Consider the following 19,493-nt stretch of genomic DNA (forward strand, 5'->3'; position numbering starts at 1 on the left):
TGATCGGCCCGAGCGTAGCCGACCGGACCATCGACGCCAGCCGCGTGTTTCGATAGTCTCCATAGACCCAGTCTATGGCTCCGGACGGCGATGAACCTCACCCAGCTGCGCGCCTTCCACCTCGTCGCCATGGCGGGGAGCTTCAGCCTGGCGGCGCGCGCCCATGGCCTCGCCCAGCCCACGCTGTCGGCGCAGGTGAAGGCGCTCGAGGGCGCCTTCGGGGTGAGCCTGTTCGACCGCAAGCGGCGCGGCGCGCAGCTGACGCCGCTCGGCCATTCGCTGCACCAGATCACCACGGCCCTGTTCCAGTGCGAGGAGCAGGCGCGCGACCTCCTGGCCGGCGCGCGGCGGGTCACGCGCGGCCATCTGCGCGTGTCGGCCGACAGCGCTCATCACGTCATGCCCGTGCTGGCGGCGATGCGGGAACGCCATCGCGGCCTCACCTTCCAGATGCGGATCGACAACTCCGCGACGGTGCTCTCGCAGGTGCTCGCCTTCGAGGCCGACGTCGCCGTGACGGCGTTGCCGACCTCCGACCCGCGCGTGACCGCGCAGCCGCTGCGGCTCGATCGCCTGGTCCTGTTCGTGCCGGCCGCCCATCCCTGGGCGGAGCGGGGCGTGGTGTCGTCGGCGCAGATCGACGGCTGCGACCTCGTCATCCGGGAGCGCGGCTCGATCACCCGCGAGGTGTTCGAGGCGAGGCTGGCCGCCGACGGCGTCAGGCCCGGCGCGCTGTTCGAGGTCCAGACCCGCGAGGCCGTGCGCGAGGCGGTCGGCGCCGGCTTCGGCGTGGGCGTCGTGTTCGAGAGCGAGTTCGGCGCGGACCCGCGCTTCCGGGCGCTGTCGCTGGAGGGACACGGGCTGGAGGTGGGCGAATATGTCGTCTGCCTCGCCGAGAGGCGAAAGCTGGCGCTGGTGTCGGCCTTCTTCGACGCCGCATCCGCCCTGGCGGCCCAGGAGGGTTGGCTCGCCGGGGCTAGGCCAGCCGGATCAGCGCCAGCCCCGTCATGATGAGGCAGGCGGACAGGATCCGCGCCGGACTGAGCGGCTCCTTCAGCCAGACCACGGCGATCACGCTGGCGAACAGGACGCTGGTCTCGCGCACCGCGGCCACGAGCGCGATCGGGGCGACCGTCATGGCCCAGATGGCGATCCAGTAGGCGCAGAGGCTCATGGCGCCGCCGAGCAGGCCCGGCCACCGGAATCGCCAGAGCGGGCGAAGGCCGGCGGGGCCGCGCATCCACAGCGCCACGGCGGTCAGGCCGACGCCGTCGAGGACGAACAGCGCGGCCGCATAGGCGTGAGGGTCGCCCGCCGCGCGGGCGCCCAGGCCGTCGGTGAGCGTGTAGAAGCTCACCGTCACGGCGGTCAGGCCCGCATAGGCCAGCGCCCGGGGGTCGACGGAGCGCCTGCGGCCGGCCAGCGCGAGCATGCCGATCCCGGATGCGAGCGTCGCGATCCCGGCCAGCGTCAAGGTCGGCAGCGCCTCGCGCAGCAGCGCCAGCGATCCGAGCGTGGTGATGAGCGGCGCCGAGCCTCGCGCGATGGGGTAGACGATGCCCATGTCGGCGCGCGCATAGGCGGCGGTCAGGAACATGTAGTAGCCGAGATGGATCGCCGCGGAGGCGATCAGCCACGGCCACGCGGCCGCGATCGGCCAGCCCGTGACGAGGACGGCCGCGCCGCCGAGCGCCGCGCCGGCGCCGTTGATCAGCACCATCGCCAGGAACGGCTCGATGCGGATCTTCAGCACGGCGTTCCAGCCCGCATGCAGGGCTGCGGCGGCGAGCACCGCCAGGAACACGGACAGGGTCATGAGGGATCGCCGCGAATCAGCGCAGGCTTGCGCTGCAGGCCGATCCTAGAAGCGCCGCCGCCCCTGCGGTACTGGGGCGGAGAGGCGGGCGCAAACGCCCGCCGTCCGGTCAGCGCCGCGCGCCGCCGCTAGTTGCGGGAGAGCGCGCGGGGTTCGGTGTGAGGGGTGATCGGCAGGACGTGCTCGACCTCCACGTCCGCATGGCGGTCCATGATCTCGGCCACGATGAAGCAGTCGTCCCGGTCCATTTCGACCATCGGGTAGAGCGCGAACGCCTCGAAGGTTTCCACGATCTCGGCGTCCCGACCGAATGTCAGCACGCAGTTCTCGCCGCGCATGAACCAGTCGGGTACGTTCGCGCCGGCCTCGAAGGTCCAGCGCTTTTCTGCGGGCATGCGCGACGTCTCAGACCGCAGCTGCGCTCGCCGTGACCGCCTTGGCGGCGGCCGCCGCCTCGGACGCGGCCTTGGTGCGCCACAGCTGGAAGCCGGACGATCCGATCGCGCTCTCGATGTCGCGGCGGGAGAAGTTGTGCGGCGGGTTCTGGCGGGTCTGCAGCACGCCGGTGATGCCCCAGGGACCGTACCGCTCCGGCAGCTTCGAGCCCTCCGCGTCGCCCGCGAAGGCGTTCAGACCGTCCTTGGCTTGGGACGTGAACATGAAGATGCGCATGGTCGGCTCCTTATGCTTTGACGTGTGCTCGCGGACGGCGTCCGCGACGGGGCGGGCCCTGCGGCCCGCGGGATCGGCGATCGCCTACCGGCGACGGAACGGAGGCCGGCGCGCGCCGCCCGGGCCTGCGGGACGCTCGTCCTTGTGACGGTAGATCAACCGTCCCTTGTCGAGATCGTAGGGGGACATCTCGACGGTGACGCGGTCGCCCGTGAGCGTCTTGATGCGGAACTTCTTCATCTTGCCGGCCGTGTAGGCGATCAGCTCATGGCCGCTCTCGAGCCTGACGCGGAAGCGGGCGTCGGGGAGGATCTCGGTGACCTGCCCTTCGAATTCCATCAGTTCTTCTTTGGCCATTGCTCCTCAGGGGTTCTGGCGCATCGGGAGCGCAGGGGCGCGGCGCGATGCTGGGCTTTCGGGAAACCTCAAAAGGAAAAAGCCGTTCCGCGTGGAACGGCTTCCTGTCGGGGCTGTGGCGCGCGGGCGAACCCGCGCGCGGACTCCGGCTGCTTACGCGGCCTGGAGGTTGCCAGCGGACTGCTTGCCGGTGCGGCGATCAGTCTCGAGCTCGTAGGAGATCTTCTGGCCCTCGACCAGGCCGCGCATGCCAGCGCGCTCGATGGCGGAGACGTGGACGAAAACGTCCTTTCCACCTTCGTCAGGCTGAATGAAGCCGTAGCCCTTTTGGTCGTTGTACCACTTCACGGTTCCGGTAGCCATTGGGGTAGTCCTTTCGGTGAACTGCAAACGCACGTGGAGATCCGGCCGCGAGAGCGCCCGTTCTCCGGTTCGTCGATGTTTGGAGAGATTGTCGCAGCGTGCGCCTGTGTTCAGGCGAAGCGGCCCAGTCGTCCGGCCAAATGTCGATGCCGTATAATTACCCCCTTATCGATGATTTTTCAACCTCGGCGTCGCTTTTTTCTCACACGCCTCGTCCGCCATGCCTCGGCTGCGCCGATCTCAACCGGTGAAATGGCGGATTTCGGCGCGAAACAGCCGGCCAGAACTGGAGTCAGTGGGCGCGAGAGGCGACTTCTGCACGCGGCTGGCGCGGCCGCTCCGCCGAAAAGGCCAGTTGCTCGATGGTGCCGAGGTCGATGAGGTGCACCCCGCCCTTCACCAGGCGCAGCAGCTTCTGCCTCTGCCAGACCTGGAGCTGCTTGTTGGTGCTCTCGCGCGAGAGCCCGATGAGCTGGCCGAGCTCGCGCTGGGTGATGGCGATGTAGCCGCCCGTCGGCGACAGGCGCAGCAGCGCCTTGGCGAGCCGGCTGGAGACGTCCAGGAAGGCGACGTCCTCGACCTGTTCGCTGGTGCTGCGCAGCCGCCGGCAGAGCAGGCTGATGATCCTCATCGCCGCGCCGGGGCGGTCCTCCACCAAGGGCAGGAAGTCGCGCCGCTCCACCACCAGCAGCTCGCTCGGCGCCATCGCGACGGCGTCGGCGGATCTCGGCGCGCCGTCGATGAGCGCGATCTCGCCGAAGACCTCGCCGGCCCGCATCAGGTTGAGCACGAGTTCGCGCCCGTCGGCCGCCGGGACGCCGATCTTGATCAGGCCCTCGACGACGATGAACAGGCTCTGGCCGGGATCGCCCTTCCGGAACAGGATCTCGCCCCGGTCGACCTGCACGGAGCGCACATAGGACGACAGCCGTTCCAGGTCGGCGGGTTCCAGGGCCGCGAAGAAAGGGTGGGTGTTCAGGAGACGCAGCCGCGTTTCCAGGCTCGGCTTCTTGGCGTCCCGCATCAAGGCCGCTCCGCAACTGAGAGGCGAGATCATCTCGCCTTTCATCGCAGGGTGCAACATGCCGGGACGCTCCGGCTAGGCCGAGGCGCTGACGCGGAGCCGTTCGGCCTGGCGAAAATGATCGGACAGGGAGCCTTGCAGGGTCACGACTTCGCAATTGGCCATCCATCGGCCCGTCAACCAACGGAAGAACGTGCCATGGCCGACGATCGCGATGGCGCGCTCCGGCCGCTCCTCCAGCCACTCGCCGAAATGCTCCACCCGATCGCGGAACACCGATTCGGGCTCGTAGGGCACGCCGCGCTCGTCGGCGTCCCCGTCATGCCACCAGGGATCGGCGAGGTGATCGAAGGACAGCGAGGGAAACTCCTGGATCAGGCGCGCCGGGCTGCGGCCGACGTCGCAGCTGCTCTCCAGCCTCTCGCGGTGCTTGCAGGTGACGAGGACCGGCACGTCGCGGTCCTTGAAGACGCCGAGCGCGGTCTGGAGCGCGCGCGTCAGCGGCGACGCGATGACCAGGTCCACGGCCACGCCCTCCATCCGGCGCCGCGCGTCCTCCACCTGGGAGAGGCCGAGCTCCGTGAGGGGCGCGTCGATATGGCCGGGGTCCACGCCGGTCAGCTCATAGGCCTGGTTGAAGGTCGACTGACCGTGTCGGATCAGGTGAAAGGTGCGGGTCATCGAAGTCCGGTGTCGGAGTGCGGCGTCTCGTCTGGCGCGTGGCTGTGTACCGCCGAAGCGCGACCATCACAATGCGCCCGGGCGGGACCCTGTTCCCCGCCGGCCGCTCGTCGGGCCGTCCACGCCTCTTCGCCGCGCCGGACTTGTGCGGGACGCCCCGGACGTGCAGCGTCCCGCCTTTGTGAGGAGAGGATTCGCATTGGCCGAAGATCCGGTCGACGTCCTGCATCGATGGTTCGGCCACAAGGCCTTCCGGGGCCGGCAGGAGGAGGTCGTGCGCCACGTCGTCGGCGGCGGGGACGCGGTGGTTCTGTTCCCGACCGGCGCCGGAAAGTCCATGTGCTACCAGGTGCCTGCGCTCTGCCGCGAGGGCGTGGGCGTCGTCGTCTCGCCGCTGATCGCCCTGATGCGCGACCAGGTGGAGGCGCTGCGCCAGGCCGGCGTCGCCGCCGCGGCGCTCAACTCGACGCTGACCAGCGCCGAATCCTACGCGGTCCGGCAGGACTACCTCTCCGGCAAGCTGAAGCTGCTTTACGTCACGCCCGAGCGGCTGGTCTCCGACGCGTTCCTCGATTTTCTGGGCCGCGGCAAGATCGCGCTGATCGCAATCGACGAGGCGCATTGCGTCAGCCAGTGGGGCCACGACTTCCGGCCCGAATACATGCAGCTCGCCGTGCTGGCGCAGCGCTTCCCGAACGTGCCCCGGATGGCGCTGACGGCTACGGCCGACCCCCAGACCCGCGACGACCTGCGCCGGCGCCTCGCCCTGGAGGACGCCCCGGTCTTCGCCACCAGCTTCGACCGGCCGAACATCCGCTACGAGATCGTCTCCAAGACGAATCCGCGCCGGCAGCTCCTGGACTTCCTCAGCCGCAGGCGGGGCGACGCGGGCATCATCTACTGCCTCAGCCGCAAGAAGGTGGAGGAGACGGCCCAATACCTGAACGAGCACGGGTTCAAGGCCCTGCCCTACCACGCCGGCATGGACCGCGCGGTGCGCGACGCCAACCAGGACGCGTTCCTGCGCGAGGAGGGCCTGGCGCTCGTCGCCACCATCGCGTTCGGCATGGGCGTGGACTCGCCCTCGGTGCGCTATGTCGCGCATCTCGACATCCCGGGCTCGATCGAAGCCTACTACCAGGAGACCGGGCGCGCCGGGCGCGACGGCCTGCCCTCGGACGCCTGGATGACCTACGGCATGTCGGACCTGGTCCGGCGGGCGCAGATGATCGAGGAAGGCGAGGCCCCGGCGGAAGTGAAGCGCGTCGAGCGGGCCAAGCTTTCGGCGCTGCTGGCCGTGTGCGAGACGGCGGGGTGCCGCCGGCAGGCCATTCTCGCGCATTTCGGCGAGAGCCATCCGGGCGCCTGCGGCGCTTGCGACACCTGCATCACGCCGGTCGAGACCTGGGACGGGAGCGAGGCGGCCCAGAAGGCGCTGTCGGCGATCTACCGCACCGGCGAGCGCTACGGCGCGGCCTATGTGATCGACGTCCTGCGCGGCGTCGCGTCCGAGAAGGTGACGCGCGCCGGCCACGACGCGATCAAGACCTTCGGGGTCGGCGCGGACCTCGACGAGAAGGTCTGGCAGTCGGTGATCAGGCAGCTCGCCGCGATCGGGGCCATCGTGGTCGACCACGACGCCTATGGGGCGCTGACGCTGGGCGACGGCGCGCGGGCGATCCTGAAGGGCGAGCGCCGCATCGAGATGCGCAAGGACCGCGTCTTCAAGGCCGAGCGGGTCAGCCAGAAATCGGTCCGGGCGGCTGCGGCCGCGGCGCTGGACGAACCCTCGCAGCGGGTCTTCGAGGAGCTGCGGTCCGAGCGCATGCGCATCGCCCGCGAACAGGGCGTGCCGCCCTATGTGGTGTTCCACGACTCCACGCTGCGCGACATGGCGATGATCCGTCCCCGCAATCGCGGTGAGCTCGCCAGCGTGCAGGGCGTGGGCGAGGCCAAGCTCGAGCGCTACGGCGCCGCCTTCCTGGCCGCCGTCGCCCGGGCGGAGCGCTGAGCGTCCTCAGCGGTTCGGCAGCACCACGATCCCGGCTTCGGCGAATCCGACATGCACCTTGGAGCCCGGGGGATGGACCTGGGCGCGCCCGGCGTCGACGACGAAGAGTTCGCCGAGCGCGCTCGACACGCGATATTCCAGGCTCCGGCCCAGATAGGAGCTGTGCTCGACGACGCCCTCGACGCCGGGGCGGCCATTGGCGGAAGGCGTGATCGCCAGCGCGTCGGGCCGCACGGCGAGCTTGACCGGCCCCGCCGCTGCGCCGCGGCGCGCGAGGTCGAGCGTCATGGGGCCGATGCGGATGAGGCCGCGGTCTCCCCTCTCCTCCTCCAGCACCCCTTCCAGGATGTTGGCGTCGCCGATGAAGTCGGCCACGAAGAGGTCGGCCGGCTGCTCGTAGAGCTCGCGCGGCGAGCCCTCCTGGGCGATGCGGGCGTTCGACATGACGATGATCCGGTCGGAGACGGCCAGCGCCTCCTCCTGGTCATGCGTCACATAGGCGACCGTGAGATTGAGCTCCTGCTGCAGGGCCCGGATGTCCTCGCGCACGCGGCGGCGGAGCTTGGCGTCGAGATTGGACAGCGGCTCGTCGAAGAGCAGCACCTGCGGCTCGAGCACGAGCGCGCGGGCCACCGCGACGCGCTGCTGCTGCCCGCCCGAGAGTTCGGAGGGTGAGCGGTTCTCCAGCCCGGCGAGCCCGACGACGGCGATCTTCTCGGCCGCCATTTCGCGGGCCTGCGGCTTGGGGACCCCCTGCACCGTGGGGCCATAGGCCACGTTCTCGATGACGCTCATATGCGGAAACAGCGCATAGGACTGGAAGACTATGCTGACGTCGCGGTCCGCCGCTGACAGGCGCGTCACGTCGGCCCCGCCGATCATGATCTGGCCCTCGGAGGCCATCTCCAGGCCGGCGATCAGGCGCAGGGTCGTGGTCTTGCCGCAGCCGGAGGGGCCCAGCAGCGTCACGAGCGTGCCGGGCTCGATAGTGAAGGAGACGTCGTCGACGGCCGTCACCACGCCGTAGCGCTTGCTGACGTGGCGGAATTCGACGGAGGCCGGAGCCTTGGCCATGCGGTGTTCCTTGCTTTCAGTCAGCCGCCGGCCGCGACGACGGCGGCGGGCGCCTCGCGCCGCCCGAGCCGGCGTTTGCCGACGAGGAGCTCGATGCCCAGGATGGCGACGAGCATGACGCCGATGAGGACGGACGAATACGCGATGGCGATGCCGAACTCGCCCGCCTCGACGCGCCCGACGATGTAGGTCGTCGCCATATTGTACTTGGCCGACACCAGGAAGATCACCGCGCTGACCGCCGTCATGGCCCGCACGAAGGAATACACGAGCGAGGCCAGGATGGCGGGCCGCAGCAGCGGCATCACGACGTAGCGCAGCGTCGTCCAGGACCGCGCCCCCAGCGTCAGGGAGGCCTCGTCGAGCGACTTGTCGATCTGGCTCAGCGTCGCCACGCCCGAACGCACTCCAACGGGCATGTTGCGGAAGACGAAGCAGATGATGAGGATCAGCGCCGTGCCGGTGAGCTCGAAGGGCGGCACGTTGAAGGCCAGGATGTAGCTGACGCCGACGACGGTCCCCGGGATGGCGAAGCTCAGCATGGTGCCGAACTCGAAGGCGCGCAGGCCCGTGAAGCGCTGGCGCGTCAGCAGATAGGCCGTCAGCAGCCCGATCGCGGCCGTCAGCGGCGCGGCGAAGGCCGCGACCTCGAGGGTGGCGAAGAGCGAGTCCCACGCGCCGCCGGAGAACACCAGGCCGCCGGCCCCGCTCTCGACCCTGAACCCGGCCGAGTAGTGGTCCATGGTGAGGCTGTAGTCCCGCCCGAGGCTCTTCACGAAGCCGCCGACCAGGATCAGCAGGTAGATCGCCGCCGTGAACAGGGCCCAGGGGAGCGCGGTAAGGTAGCAGGCCCAGGCGACTCGCCGCGGCAGCGGCAGCGGCAGGCCCGCGTCGCCCTTGCCGCCCACGGTGACGTAGACCTTCTTGCCGAGCCAGACCTGCTGGGCCCAGAAGGCCAGCAACGTAAAGGCGAGCAGCACGATGGACAGCACGGCCGCCCGGCCCTGGTCGGTGGCGGCGCCGACGACCGCGAAGAATATTTTCGTGGAGAGCACCTCGAAATTGCCGCCCAGCACCAGCGGATTGCCGAAATCGGCGAGGCTCTCGACGAAGCCGAGCAGGAAGGCGTTGGCCAGACCCGGCCGCAGCAGCGGCAGCGTCACGGTGCGGAACGTCGTCCACCGGCTGGCGCGCAGCGTCTGGGAGGCCTCCTCCAGCGACGGGCTGACGCCCTGCACGACGCCGACCAGAACCATATAGGCGATGGGCGTGAAGGCGAGGAGCTGGGCGATCAGGATGCCGGGCAGGCCGTAGATCCAGCGCGATCGCGGCAGGCCGAACCACTCCGACAGCAGGGCGCTGACTGCGCCGGACCGCCCGAAGAGGAGAATCAGCGCCAGCCCGATGACGAAGGGCGGGGTGATGATCGGCAGGATGGAGAGGATGCGCAGCGCGCCCTTGAAGCGAAAGGGGGTGCGGGTGGCGATGAGCGCGAAGGCGAGGCCCAGCGCCGTCGTGCCGAGGCCGACGAGCACGCCGAGGAACAGGGTGTTCCAGGCCACGCCGCAGCGCAGCGGGCCGGCGAGGCAATCCAGCCCCCAGATCGACTGGTCGGAGATCTTGGCGGCGAATTCGGACGGCGCGAACCGGCCGGCGTTGTCCTGGAAGGCGCTGGCCAGGATGGTGGAGACCGGGAAGAAGACGAAGAGCAGGATCAGCGACACGACCACGCCGACCGAGCAGACGATGAAGGCGTCGCCCCGGCACCAGCCCCGGCCGGCGAGGCCCTGGCAGAGCAGGATCAGGAAGGCCAGCAGGAGCAGCGCCGCGCCGAGGCCGAAGCCGACCTGGCTCGGACCCGGCCCGCCCATGAGCGCCGCCACCCAGGCGAAGCTCCATCCCTTGAGGCCGATGACGAAGCCCTGCTTCAGCAGCGCCCAGACGCCGAGCGCGCCGGCCCAGACCAGCAGGGCGTTGCGCCGCATCGGGTTCCGGTCGCGGACCGCGAACGTCGCCAAGGCCAGCGGGACGAGCAGCGGCAGCAGCCACCAGGCCCGGCCGGATATGGCGAGCGCGAGGCCCGAGCCGGCGGCGCCCAGCGGGTAGCCCGCGAGGCCGGAGGAGCCGGCCGAGAGGTCGAGCCAGTACCAGGGCAGGAGCGCGAAGGCGATCCAGGCGACGACGACGACCGCCCCGCCCCGCACCGTCTCGGCGCCGGCGCGCCGCTCCCGGAACTTGCCCCGGCGCGGCCGTCCCTCGCCGCTCAGGCCCAGGCGGGAGGGCCCGCCCGGAGCCTCGCTGATCGCCGACATCGAAAGCCCCGCTCCCTTGGTGGTCCTGGGGAGGCGCGTCCCTCCCCACCCCGATCAGGCCTATTTCGGCTGGTTCTTGACCTCGGCGTCCCACTTGGCGAGCAGCCGCCGGCGCTCCTCCGACGAGCCGTATTTGGCGAAGTTGAAGTCGATCAGCTTGATGTCGGCCAGCTTGGGCGCCTGCGGCGGGACCGGCGTCGCCTTGTTGGAGGGCACCTGGTAGGACTTCGCCTGAGCGCCGAGCGCCTGGGCGGCCGGCGTCAGCGCCCAGTCGTACCACTTCTTGGCGTTGTCGAGGTTCTTGGCGCCCTTGATGATCGACATCGAGCCGATCTCGTAGCCGGTGCCCTCGCAGGGCGCGACGGCCTTCATGGGCGCGCCTTCGACGATCATCGTGACGTGGTCATGCAGGAAGGCGATGCCGACCGTGGTCTCGCCGAGGCTGGTGGCCTTGGCCGGGGCCGCGCCCGACTTCGTATACTGGTTGATGTTCTTGTGCAGGGCCTTCAGGTAGTCGAAGCCCTTCTGCTCGCCCATGATCTGCACGATCGTGGCCAGCATGGTGTAGGAGGTGCCGGACGAATTCGGGTCGGCGACCTGGACCTCGTCCTTGAGCTTCGGGTCCAGCAGGTCCGCCCAGCATTTCGGCTCGGCGAGCTTCTTCTCGGCCAGGAGCTTGGTGTTGTAGGCGAACCCCAGCGCGCCCGAATAGACGCCCACGGTGCGCCCCTTGGTCTGCTCCCACTGGCGCACGGCCCAGTCGTTGAGCTCCGACAGCTTGGGGGACTTGTACTCCTCGGTCAGGCCCTCTTCGGCGGCCTGCTGGTGGGGGTCGCCCGTGCCGCCCCACCAGATGTCGCCCCTGGGATTGGCGGACTCCGCCTTGACCTGGGCGTAGGTCTCGCCGGAGCTCTTGCGGGTCATCGAGACCTTGATCCCGGTCTCCTTCTCGAAGGCGGCCACCATCGGGCGGCACCACTCCTCCTGGACCGAGCAGTACACGGTCAGCTGGCCCTGCGCCGCCGCCGGCGTCGCGAGCGCGACCGTTCCGAGAAGAATCAGGGTCGCTCCGAAAACGGCCGAACTGCGCGCCGTGACTGTCATGTCCATGTCGTAAACCTCCCGAAACCGCTTATTTTTTCGTAGTTTGGCTTGGACGATCCGGTTTCGTCAACCGATTGCCCGCATGTCGCGAACCTGCCTAGAGCCGAAGGCCCGAGGCGGTGGACAACGCCGGGGCCAGAGCCGGCGTGCAGGCCAGGATCGGAGCGCCGCGGGCGAGCCCGCCCTGCCCCATGAAGTCGCTCACGGCGCCGCCGGCCTCGCGCACCAGCGCCACGCCGGCCAGCACGTCCCAGGCGTTGATGTGAAGCTCGCAATAGCCGTCGAGGCGCCCCGCCGCCACATAGGCCATGCCGAGCGCGCCGGAGCCGCAGCGATAGAGGCCCGCGCCCATCTCCATCACGCGCGCGCACATGGCGATGTAGTCCGCCACGGGCCGGCGCATGCTCCAGCCGCATTCGACCGAGGCCGCCCGGATGTCGGACACGCCCGACACGCGCAGGGGCGCGCCGTTCAGCGTGGCGCCCCGGCCGCGCAGGGCGGCGAACATCTCGTCGCGCATGGGATCGTAGATGACGCCGATCACCGGCTCGCCGCCGGCCACATAGGCGATCGAGATGCAGAAATGGCCGATGCCGCGGGCGAAATTGGACGTGCCGTCGATGGGATCCACCACCCAGACGCCGTCCGTGCGGCCGGCAGACCCGTGCTCCTCGCCGATGAAGCCGTCATCCGGGAAGGCGCGCGCGATCGCGGCCGCCACCATCGTCTCCACTTCGCCGTCGACCTCGGTCAGGAAGTCCTGGTGGCCTTTCATCTCGTAGGTCTGCGCGCCGCGGGTCGCGAAGCGCTCGCGAATCACCGCGCCCGCGGTCCGCGCCACGCTCACGGCGGCGTCGAACCGCTCCTCCAGTCCTGTCGGCATTCTCGTCCCCCGTTCCGGCCGGACCGTAGCGCTCGCGTCAGGGAAACCCAAGCCGTTTCAGCGGGCTCCCGGCCGTCTTTGCACAACCGGCGTGCGCCTGGCGCCGCCTCGCTGAACAGGATGCGCGAACAATCGGCGGATGGTTGTGATTTCGTTACGCATCCATGCGTCGACATCATGGGCGGCATGAGCGAAACCGAGATGTTGCGGTGCAGCAAATCGTGTATTCCATCGTCAACGTCTAGATCAGGAAGCGCTCGGGGATCTCTGTCTCAAGGAGAAGTCCCATGGCCAACTCGGCCCTCGCACTCGATGCAGTCCTTTCGGCGCCTGCTCGCTCGTCCCGGCCCAGCATCGTCCGGATTCTGTTCGAGCGTTTGAAGAACGCCAGGCGCGCGGAAGCCGAACAGGTGGTCGCCCGCTACATCCAGCTCAACGGCGGTCGCCTGACCGACGACCTGGAGCGTGAGATCTCCCGCAAGTTCGGCGACTTCGCCGGCTAAGTCCCCGGGCGGACCGATCCGCCCTGCATGGCCCGGAGCCGGCCCGCGCCATTGGCGCGCCGCCGGCCCGCCTTTCCTACGCCTCGGGCGTCCGGGACGCCGTCTCGAAGACGGGCGGCTCTTCGACGCCGAAGCGGCGGGCCCGCGCCGACGCGTAGCCCCGCGCCGTCTGCGGCTTCACGAACAGCATCGTGACCGCGGGGGCGGCCCCCCTCACCTCTTTCTCGATGGCGTCCACCACGCGCTCGATGTCGGGCGTGCGCAGGTCGTCGTCGAACTCGATGCTGATGGATGCGGTGATCTGGTCCGGCGCCAGATGGGTCGTGATCACGCCGTTGGCGCTGGCGACCCCGCGCTGGTCGCGCGCGACTCGCAGGATGAGGTCGCTGATCGCACGGTCGGCCGGCTCCCCGATGAGGAGGCCCTTGGTCTCGCGGGCGAGGATCAGCGCCGTCACGGCCAGGAGGCCGCCAATCGCCAGGGAGCCGATCCCGTCGAATTCCGGCCTGCCGAGCTCATGCGCCGCGAAGGTCGCCAGCAGCGCGACGCACAGGCCGATCACGGCCGCCGTATCCTCCAGCAGCACCGTGAAGGTCGCCGGATCCTTGCTGCGGCGGATCGCCGACAGCATCCTCCGGTCGGGATTGGAGGCGCGGAACTGCCGGTAGGCCACCGCCCACGAGATCGACTCGAAGACCAGCGAGAGCGCCAGGACCGCATAGGCCACCATCGGGCTCTGGATCGGCTCGGGATCGCGCAGGTGGACCACGCCTTCATAGATCGAGACGCCCGCGCCCAGCGCGAAGACGAGCAGCGCGACGACGAAGCTCCAGAAATAGAGCTCTCGGCCATGGCCGAGCGGATGCTCCGCGTCCGGCCGCTGGGCCGAGCGGTGCAGGCCATAGAGGAGCAGGACCTCGTTCAGCGTATCGACGAGCGAGTGCACCGCCTCGCTGAGCATCGACGAACTGCCGGTCCACGCCGCCGCGCCGAACTTGGTCACGGCGACGGCCAGGTTGCCCGCCAGCGCGGCGTAGATGGCGGGCTTGGACGCGTGACTTGACGCCATGGGAGACCTCCGGCCCCCAACGGAGGGCCGGCGGCGAACGTTCCCGGCCGCCCTGGCTCAGGGCCGCGCTTCGATCACCATGTTGAAGGGCGTGGCGGCGGCGACCCTCACCTTCGAGAACCCGCCCTGCCGGATGACGTCGAGGAGCTTCTCCTGGCCGGCCTGCGCGCCCAGCGCGAGCCCGACGTCCTGCGACAGCGAAGCCGGGGTGCACAGCATGGTGGAGGCCGAGTAGTAGATCCGGCCGATCGGGTTCAAATTGTCCTGGACGTGGTCGCCCGCCATGGGCTCGACCACCATCCAGGTCCCGTCCCGGGCCAGGGTCTCGCGGACGTGGCGGGCCGCGCCGACCGGGTCGCCCATGTCGTGCAGGCAATCGAAGAAGGTGACGAGGTCGTAGCCCCTCACCGGGAAGCTGCGGGCGTCGGCGACCTCGAAGGTGGCCCGGTCGGCCACGCCGGCCTTCTGCGCGTTCTCGCGCGCCTTCGCCACGGAGGCCTCGTGATAGTCGTAGCCCCAGAAGGTCGAATGCGGGAACGCCTTGGCCATGATCGTGGTCGACGCGCCATGGCCGCAGCCGACATCGGCGACGCGGGCGCCGCGTTCGAGCTTCTCCACGACGCCGTCCAGCGCCGGCAGCCACTCGGCCACGAGGTGCTGGTTGTAACCGGGGCGGAAGAAGCGCTCGGTGCCGCTGAACAGGCACTGGTGATGCTCGTGCCAGCCCACGCCCTTGCCGGACTGGAACGCCGCCGTGACCTTCGGCTCGTCGCGATAGAGCGCCGCCACGATGTCGTAGGCGCCGGCCATGAACATGGGGCTGTCGCCGTCGGCGAAGACGGCCGCCTGCTCGGGCGGAAGCGTATATTTGCCGGTGGCCGGGTCGAACTCCACATAGCCCGAGGCCGCCATGGCGTTCAGCCACTCGCGGACATAGCGTTCGTGGGTGTGGGTGCGCAGGGCCAGCTGCTGGGGTCCGATCGGACCGGCGTCGGCCATGGCGCGGTAGAGCCCCAGCCTGTCCCCGATCAGGATCAGCGCGCCGCTGAAGGCCGCGCCCATGTCGCCGAGCATCCGCCCGACGAACGCGTTCATCTTCTGCTCGTCCGGTGCGGTCCGGGTCGCGATATCGGTCATGACGCCCTCCATCAGGACGCGCCCGATCGGGCGCGCCGCGTTTCGTCGGAAGAGGTCGTGAGCGGGACCGGGCCCATCGATCGCAGGCCCGCAGGGCCGCTCGCGATACGCACGTCGCGCGGCGGATCAGGCCTCGCGGGTGGCGGATCATAGCACGCCGCAGCCCCGGCCGCGCGCCCCTGCGCACGGCCCGCACAAACGAAAGCGGCGCCCCGAGGGACGCCGCTTCGCGAGATCCGCGGTGAGCGGAGCTAGATGGTCGGCCGCCTGCCGCGCATCATGCCGATCACGGCCGACACGACGAACAGCACGATGGCCACGTAGAAGAGGATCTTCGCGCCTTCCATGGCGGTGCCCGCCACGCCGCCGAAGCCGAGGGCGGCGGCCACCAGCGCGATGACCAGGAAAACGATAGCCCAGCGGATCATGTCAGATCTCCCGGGTCTTGCGGTCGGCGTCGCGGACCGCGTCCTTCACCCCGCCGGCGGCGTTCTGGACCTTGCCCTTGATCTGGTCGCCCTTGCCTTCGGCCTGCAGCTTCGCGTCGCCGGTGAGCTCGCCGGCCGCTTCCTTGACCTTGCCCTTCGCCTGATTAAAGGCGCCCTTGATCCGATCGCTGTCCATGTCCGTCTCCCAAGCTTCAGGTGCTGGAAGAACGGCGCTGGCCTTCGCAAAGTTCCCTCGCCCGGCTGCGACGACGCTGAAATCGGGGACGAATTTGGCCCCGCCCTCAGTACCACATGTCCGGCATGGCCGATTTCCGCCGGGCCACGAAGTCCCGGAGCGCCTCGTCGACGGCCGGGTCGATGGCCGGAGCCTGGTACTCGGCCAGCATGCGCTTCCAGCGGGCGTTGGCCCGGCGCGGCAGGTCCAGCGCGCCCTCGTCCGTCCATTGCTCGAAGGAGTTGTTGTCGGAGCTCGGCAGGTCGTGGAAGGCGGTCTCGACGTTGCGCATGGTGTGGGCCGAACCCAGGAAGTGCTTGCCCGGCCCGACCTCCGCGAAGGCGTCCATCGCGAAGGCGTTCTCGTCCAGCGCCATCCCCTGCGCGAGCACGTGGAAGACGCCGCATTGCTCGGCGTCCATGACGAATTTCTCGTAGCTCATGGCCAGAGCGCCTTCGGCCCAGCCGGCGGCGTGCAGGATGAAGTTCGCGCCCGCCAGGAAGGCCGGCCACATCGAATTGGCGCTCTCGTAGGCGGCCTGCGCGTCCGGGATCTTGGAGGCGCACAGATTGCCGCCGCAGCGCAGCGGCACGCCGAGGCGCCGGGCGAGCTGACCCACGGCGAAATAGGCCAGCGCCGGCTCCGGCGTGCCGAAGGTGGGCGCGCCCGACTTCAGCGACATCGAGGAGAGGAAGTTGCCGAGGATCGCGGGCGAGCCCGGGCGCTCGAGCTGGCCCAGCGCCACGCACACCATGGCTTCGGCGAAGCACTGCGCCAGCGCCCCGGCCGTGGTCACCGGCCCCATCGCGCCGCCCAGGATGAAGGGCACGCAGACCGGCGCCTGGTTGGCGGCCGCATAGGCGCGGATCACCCGGCTGGCCTCGCCGTCGAGCACCAAAGGCGAGTTCACGTTGACGTTGCCCAGGATGACGCAGTGGCGGTCGACGAAGTCGGCCCCGAACAGGATCCGGCACATCTCGATGCTGTCCTGGGCGCGCCCGGCGGTGGTGACGGAGCCCATGAAGGCTTTGTCCGACCAGCGCGCATGGGCGTAGACCATGTCGAGGTGGCGCTTGTTGACCGGCACGTCGACGGGCTCGCACACGGTGCCGCCGGAATGGTGCAGCCACGGGCTCGCATAAGCGAGCTTCACGAAGTTCTCGAAATCCGCCAGCGCGCCGTAGCGGCGGCCCTGGTCGATGTCCGTCACGAAGGGCGAGCCATAGGCGGGCGCGAACACCGTGGCGTCGCCCCCGATGACGACCGAGCGGGCGGGATTGCGGGCGTGCTGGACGAACTCGCGCGGCGCCGTCGCGGCGATGAGCGAGCGGACCAGGCCGGGCTCGAAGCGCAGCCGCTGGCCGGAGACCTCGGCGCCCGCCGCCCGGAACAGCGCCAGGGCTTCGTCGTCGCCGCGGATCTCGAAGCCGATCTCGGCGAGGATGCGGTCGGCGTGGACCTCCAGCGCCGTCAGGCCCTCCTCGCCCAGCATCTCGTAGGTGGGGATCCGTCGCCGGATATAGGCCGGCCCGGCCGCCCCGGCCGAGGTGGAGCGGGCGCGCTGGCGGTTCTCGCGGCCCGTCCGGTGGGGACGATCCGCCTGCTGAAGGGTCATGGCTCCGCCCTTTGCGTCGCGTGGCGGGCCATTGTGGGCGCGCTTGCGCGACCCCGTCCAGCGCCCGACGGGGGGCGCCGTCGAATTTAAATCAAGCCGCCCCGCCCGATGTCGGACAGAGCCACGAGAACGTCGCAAACAGACCGGGCGACCGCGGCTGCCCCGAACGCATCATGGCGTCGTCCCGTCGCAAACGCCCAAGACCGCGAAGGATCGGCGCGGCGGCGCAGGGACGGGAGAGGGTTTGCGCCTCCGGCGGGATGAACCATGGCGCGGCCATGAGGTCGCCCCCTGGCGGAGGCGGGCCTCGCAGGTTGCGCAAAGGACTGTCCGCACGTCGGAAAAGCAGTCGTTGCAGCGCGGTCTGCGAAGCGCGAACATCGGCTCCGGGAACGGTCAAGAACACGACGGCGACGACACCACACGGGCCTCGGGAGGTCGACATGACGGATGACAGCGACAATCCACATCTTGGGTTTTTGAAAGAGCAGCTTTCCGACGGGCGCATGGGGCGGCGGGAGTTCATCCGCTACGCGGCCCTCGTGGGCGTCTCCGCGGCCTCGGCCTACGCCATGGCGGGCCTGCCGATGGCGACCCCGGCCAAGGCGCAGGCGGCCAAGGGCGGCACGCTGCGGATCGGCACGCGCATCAAGGAGATCAAGAGCCCCCACACCTATTCGTGGGGCGGCTACGACTCCAACATCTCCCGCCAGGTGCTGGAATACCTGACCTTCACGGACGAGAAGGGCGTCACGCACCCCTATCTGTTCGAGAAATGGACCGTCAGTCCGGACCTGAAGACCTGGACCTTCAACGTCCGCAAGGGCGTGAAGTGGTCCAATGGGCAGGACTTCACCGCCGACCACGTGATCTGGAACCTGACGCGGGTGCTCGACCCGGCCGTGGGCTCCTCGATGATCGGCCTCGTCAAGGGCTACCTCCTCGACGACGTGACGGTGGACGGCAAGGCCTCGACCAAGATCTGGGCCCCGAACGCGATCGAGAAGGTCGACGACTACACGGTCCGGCTGAACTGCAAGGCGCCGCAGGTCGCAGTCCCCGAGCACCTCTTCCATTATCCGATGGCGATCATGCACCCCGACTCCAAGGGCGTGTTCGAGGTCGGCTCCATCGGCACGGGGGCGTTCACGCTCACCGAGTTCGAGCTCGGCAAGAAGGCGGTTCTCAAAGCCCGCAAGGACTACTGGGGCGGCCCGGCCTCCATCGACACGATGGAGCAGATCGACGTCGGCGACGACGCCAGCGCCGCCATCGCGGCCCTGGCGTCCAAGCAGATCCACGGCCTCATGTTCGCCGATCCCGGCCAGTACGACGCGCTGAAGACGCTGCCCCACCTCGCCTTCTACGACGTGCCGACCGCCGAGACCGGCGTGATCCGGATGCGCTGCGACCAGAAGCCGTTCGACAATCCCAAGGTGCGCAAGGCGATGCGCATGGCGGTCGACCCGGAGGTGGTGCTCAAGGTGGCGCTGCGCGGGCTCGGCGTCGTCGGCGAGCATCACCACTGCTCGCCCGCCCACCCGGACTACGCCAAGATCGCGCCCTTCAAGCGCGACGTGGCCGGCGCCAAGAAGCTGTTGGCGGAAGCCGGCTACCCGAACGGCGTGTCCTCCGAGCTGATCGTCCCCAACGACCACGCCTGGTTCCAGGCCCAGGCCGAGTCCTGCATCGAGATGTGGAAGGAAGCCGGGATCAACATCAAGCTGACCCCGATGCCGGGCGCCGCCTATTGGGACGTCTGGACGAAGGTCCCGATGGGAACGACGATCTGGTACCACCGGCCGCTGTCGATCATGTGCCTGGGCCTCGCCTACCGCACGGGCGTGCCGTGGAACGAGTCGGGCTACTCCAACAAGGAGTTCGACGCGCTGCTGGCCGAAGCGGAAGGCACGCTCGACCTGACCAAGCGCAAGGAGACCGTGGCCAAGCTCGAGGCCATCATGCAGGAGGACGGACCGCTGGTTCAGCCGGTGTTCCGCTCCACCTTCACCTTCATGGACAAGCGCGTGAAGGGCTTCTCCATGCATCCGACGAACTACATGTTCGCCTGGAAGATGTCGCTCGACGCGTGATCCGGACGGGCCGGCCCGCGGGCGCGGCCCCCACGACCTCGGGGGGGGGGGGGGGGGCCGGGGGCGGGGGGGGGGGGGGGGCGGGGGGGCCGCGGGCGGGGGGGGGGGGGGGGGGG

At 69.6% G+C, this 19,493-nt stretch carries 20 protein-coding genes; 4 read left to right on the top strand and 16 right to left on the bottom strand.

Features of this window, described 5'->3' with window-relative positions; all coding sequences use genetic code 11:
* Positions 1-90: 90 nt before the first annotated feature.
* A complete protein-coding gene (locus ACYVO7_RS19695; RefSeq protein ID WP_460451516.1) occupies positions 91-1,011 on the top strand; it encodes a LysR substrate-binding domain-containing protein in 921 nt (306 codons plus the stop codon).
* Here ACYVO7_RS19695 and ACYVO7_RS19700 read toward each other — a convergent pair.
* The 7 genes from ACYVO7_RS19700 to ACYVO7_RS19730 all read right to left on the bottom strand — a co-directional run bounded on the left by ACYVO7_RS19700 (position 977) and on the right by ACYVO7_RS19730 (position 4,913).
* Positions 977-1,816, bottom strand: a complete 840-nt coding sequence (locus ACYVO7_RS19700; RefSeq protein ID WP_460451517.1) for an EamA family transporter — start codon at positions 1,814-1,816, stop codon at positions 977-979. The two genes, ACYVO7_RS19695 and ACYVO7_RS19700, sit on opposite strands and share 35 nt — an antisense overlap.
* A gap of 128 nt (positions 1,817-1,944) precedes the next feature.
* On the bottom strand, positions 1,945-2,211 hold the full coding sequence (locus tag ACYVO7_RS19705) for a hypothetical protein (RefSeq protein WP_460451518.1): 267 nt from the start codon (positions 2,209-2,211) through the stop codon (positions 1,945-1,947).
* Positions 2,212-2,221: 10 nt separating this feature from the next.
* Positions 2,222-2,488: a hypothetical protein gene (locus ACYVO7_RS19710; RefSeq protein WP_406857896.1), complete on the bottom strand. Its 267-nt coding sequence runs from the start codon at positions 2,486-2,488 to the stop codon at positions 2,222-2,224.
* A gap of 84 nt (positions 2,489-2,572) precedes the next feature.
* Positions 2,573-2,845, bottom strand: coding sequence for a translation initiation factor IF-1 (gene infA, locus ACYVO7_RS19715; protein WP_406857895.1), 273 nt, complete (start codon positions 2,843-2,845; stop codon positions 2,573-2,575).
* A gap of 153 nt (positions 2,846-2,998) precedes the next feature.
* Positions 2,999-3,208 carry a cold-shock protein gene (locus ACYVO7_RS19720; protein WP_188517919.1) on the bottom strand — a complete coding sequence of 70 codons (210 nt, stop codon included), beginning with the start codon at positions 3,206-3,208 and terminating at the stop codon, positions 2,999-3,001.
* 292 nt (positions 3,209-3,500) lie between these two features.
* On the bottom strand, positions 3,501-4,232 hold the full coding sequence (locus ACYVO7_RS19725) for a Crp/Fnr family transcriptional regulator (protein WP_460451519.1): 732 nt from the start codon (positions 4,230-4,232) through the stop codon (positions 3,501-3,503).
* A 75-nt stretch (positions 4,233-4,307) separates the two neighbouring features.
* Entirely contained in the window at positions 4,308-4,913 is a 606-nt protein-coding gene (locus tag ACYVO7_RS19730; protein ID WP_460451520.1) for a histidine phosphatase family protein, read from the bottom strand.
* 163 nt (positions 4,914-5,076) lie between these two features.
* On the opposite strand from ACYVO7_RS19730, the gene recQ reads away from it, so the two are divergent.
* Positions 5,077-6,924 carry a DNA helicase RecQ gene (recQ, locus tag ACYVO7_RS19735; protein WP_460451521.1) on the top strand — a complete coding sequence of 616 codons (1,848 nt, stop codon included), beginning with the start codon at positions 5,077-5,079 and terminating at the stop codon, positions 6,922-6,924.
* Positions 6,925-6,930: 6 nt separating this feature from the next.
* Here the strand turns inward: recQ and ACYVO7_RS19740 are convergent, their stop codons facing one another.
* The 4 genes from ACYVO7_RS19740 to ACYVO7_RS19755 all read right to left on the bottom strand — a co-directional run bounded on the left by ACYVO7_RS19740 (position 6,931) and on the right by ACYVO7_RS19755 (position 12,297).
* Positions 6,931-7,998 carry an ABC transporter ATP-binding protein gene (locus ACYVO7_RS19740; RefSeq protein ID WP_460451522.1) on the bottom strand — a complete coding sequence of 356 codons (1,068 nt, stop codon included), beginning with the start codon at positions 7,996-7,998 and terminating at the stop codon, positions 6,931-6,933.
* Between the two features lie 20 nt (positions 7,999-8,018).
* Positions 8,019-10,310 carry an ABC transporter permease gene (locus ACYVO7_RS19745; protein WP_460451523.1) on the bottom strand — a complete coding sequence of 764 codons (2,292 nt, stop codon included), beginning with the start codon at positions 10,308-10,310 and terminating at the stop codon, positions 8,019-8,021.
* Positions 10,311-10,370: 60 nt separating this feature from the next.
* On the bottom strand, positions 10,371-11,420 hold the full coding sequence (locus tag ACYVO7_RS19750) for an ABC transporter substrate-binding protein (protein ID WP_460451524.1): 1,050 nt from the start codon (positions 11,418-11,420) through the stop codon (positions 10,371-10,373).
* Positions 11,421-11,511: 91 nt separating this feature from the next.
* A complete protein-coding gene (locus ACYVO7_RS19755; RefSeq protein ID WP_460451525.1) occupies positions 11,512-12,297 on the bottom strand; it encodes an inositol monophosphatase family protein in 786 nt (261 codons plus the stop codon).
* Positions 12,298-12,584: 287 nt separating this feature from the next.
* Here ACYVO7_RS19755 and ACYVO7_RS19760 point away from each other — a divergent pair, with 287 nt between their 5' ends.
* Positions 12,585-12,800 carry a hypothetical protein gene (locus ACYVO7_RS19760; protein ID WP_460451526.1) on the top strand — a complete coding sequence of 72 codons (216 nt, stop codon included), beginning with the start codon at positions 12,585-12,587 and terminating at the stop codon, positions 12,798-12,800.
* Positions 12,801-12,876: 76 nt separating this feature from the next.
* Here the strand turns inward: ACYVO7_RS19760 and ACYVO7_RS19765 are convergent, their stop codons facing one another.
* The 5 genes from ACYVO7_RS19765 to ACYVO7_RS19785 form a co-directional block, all read right to left on the bottom strand.
* The gene (locus ACYVO7_RS19765) at positions 12,877-13,869 is read right to left on the bottom strand and encodes a cation diffusion facilitator family transporter (RefSeq protein ID WP_460451527.1); all 993 of its coding nucleotides are present in this window, start codon (positions 13,867-13,869) and stop codon (positions 12,877-12,879) included.
* Between the two features lie 57 nt (positions 13,870-13,926).
* Positions 13,927-15,006: a class I SAM-dependent methyltransferase gene (locus ACYVO7_RS19770; protein WP_460451528.1), complete on the bottom strand. Its 1,080-nt coding sequence runs from the start codon at positions 15,004-15,006 to the stop codon at positions 13,927-13,929.
* Between the two features lie 251 nt (positions 15,007-15,257).
* Entirely contained in the window at positions 15,258-15,434 is a 177-nt protein-coding gene (locus ACYVO7_RS19775) for a DUF1328 domain-containing protein (RefSeq protein WP_460451529.1), read from the bottom strand.
* A gap of 1 nt (position 15,435) precedes the next feature.
* Positions 15,436-15,630, bottom strand: coding sequence for a CsbD family protein (locus ACYVO7_RS19780; RefSeq protein WP_460451530.1), 195 nt, complete (start codon positions 15,628-15,630; stop codon positions 15,436-15,438).
* Between the two features lie 106 nt (positions 15,631-15,736).
* Entirely contained in the window at positions 15,737-17,284 is a 1,548-nt protein-coding gene (locus ACYVO7_RS19785; protein ID WP_460451531.1) for a trimethylamine methyltransferase family protein, read from the bottom strand.
* Between the two features lie 443 nt (positions 17,285-17,727).
* Between ACYVO7_RS19785 and ACYVO7_RS19790 the strand changes: the two genes are divergently transcribed.
* Positions 17,728-19,377, top strand: a complete 1,650-nt coding sequence (locus ACYVO7_RS19790) for an ABC transporter substrate-binding protein (protein ID WP_460451532.1) — start codon at positions 17,728-17,730, stop codon at positions 19,375-19,377.
* Positions 19,378-19,493 lie beyond the last annotated feature (116 nt).

Source organism: Alsobacter sp. SYSU BS001988, assembly GCF_054796215.1.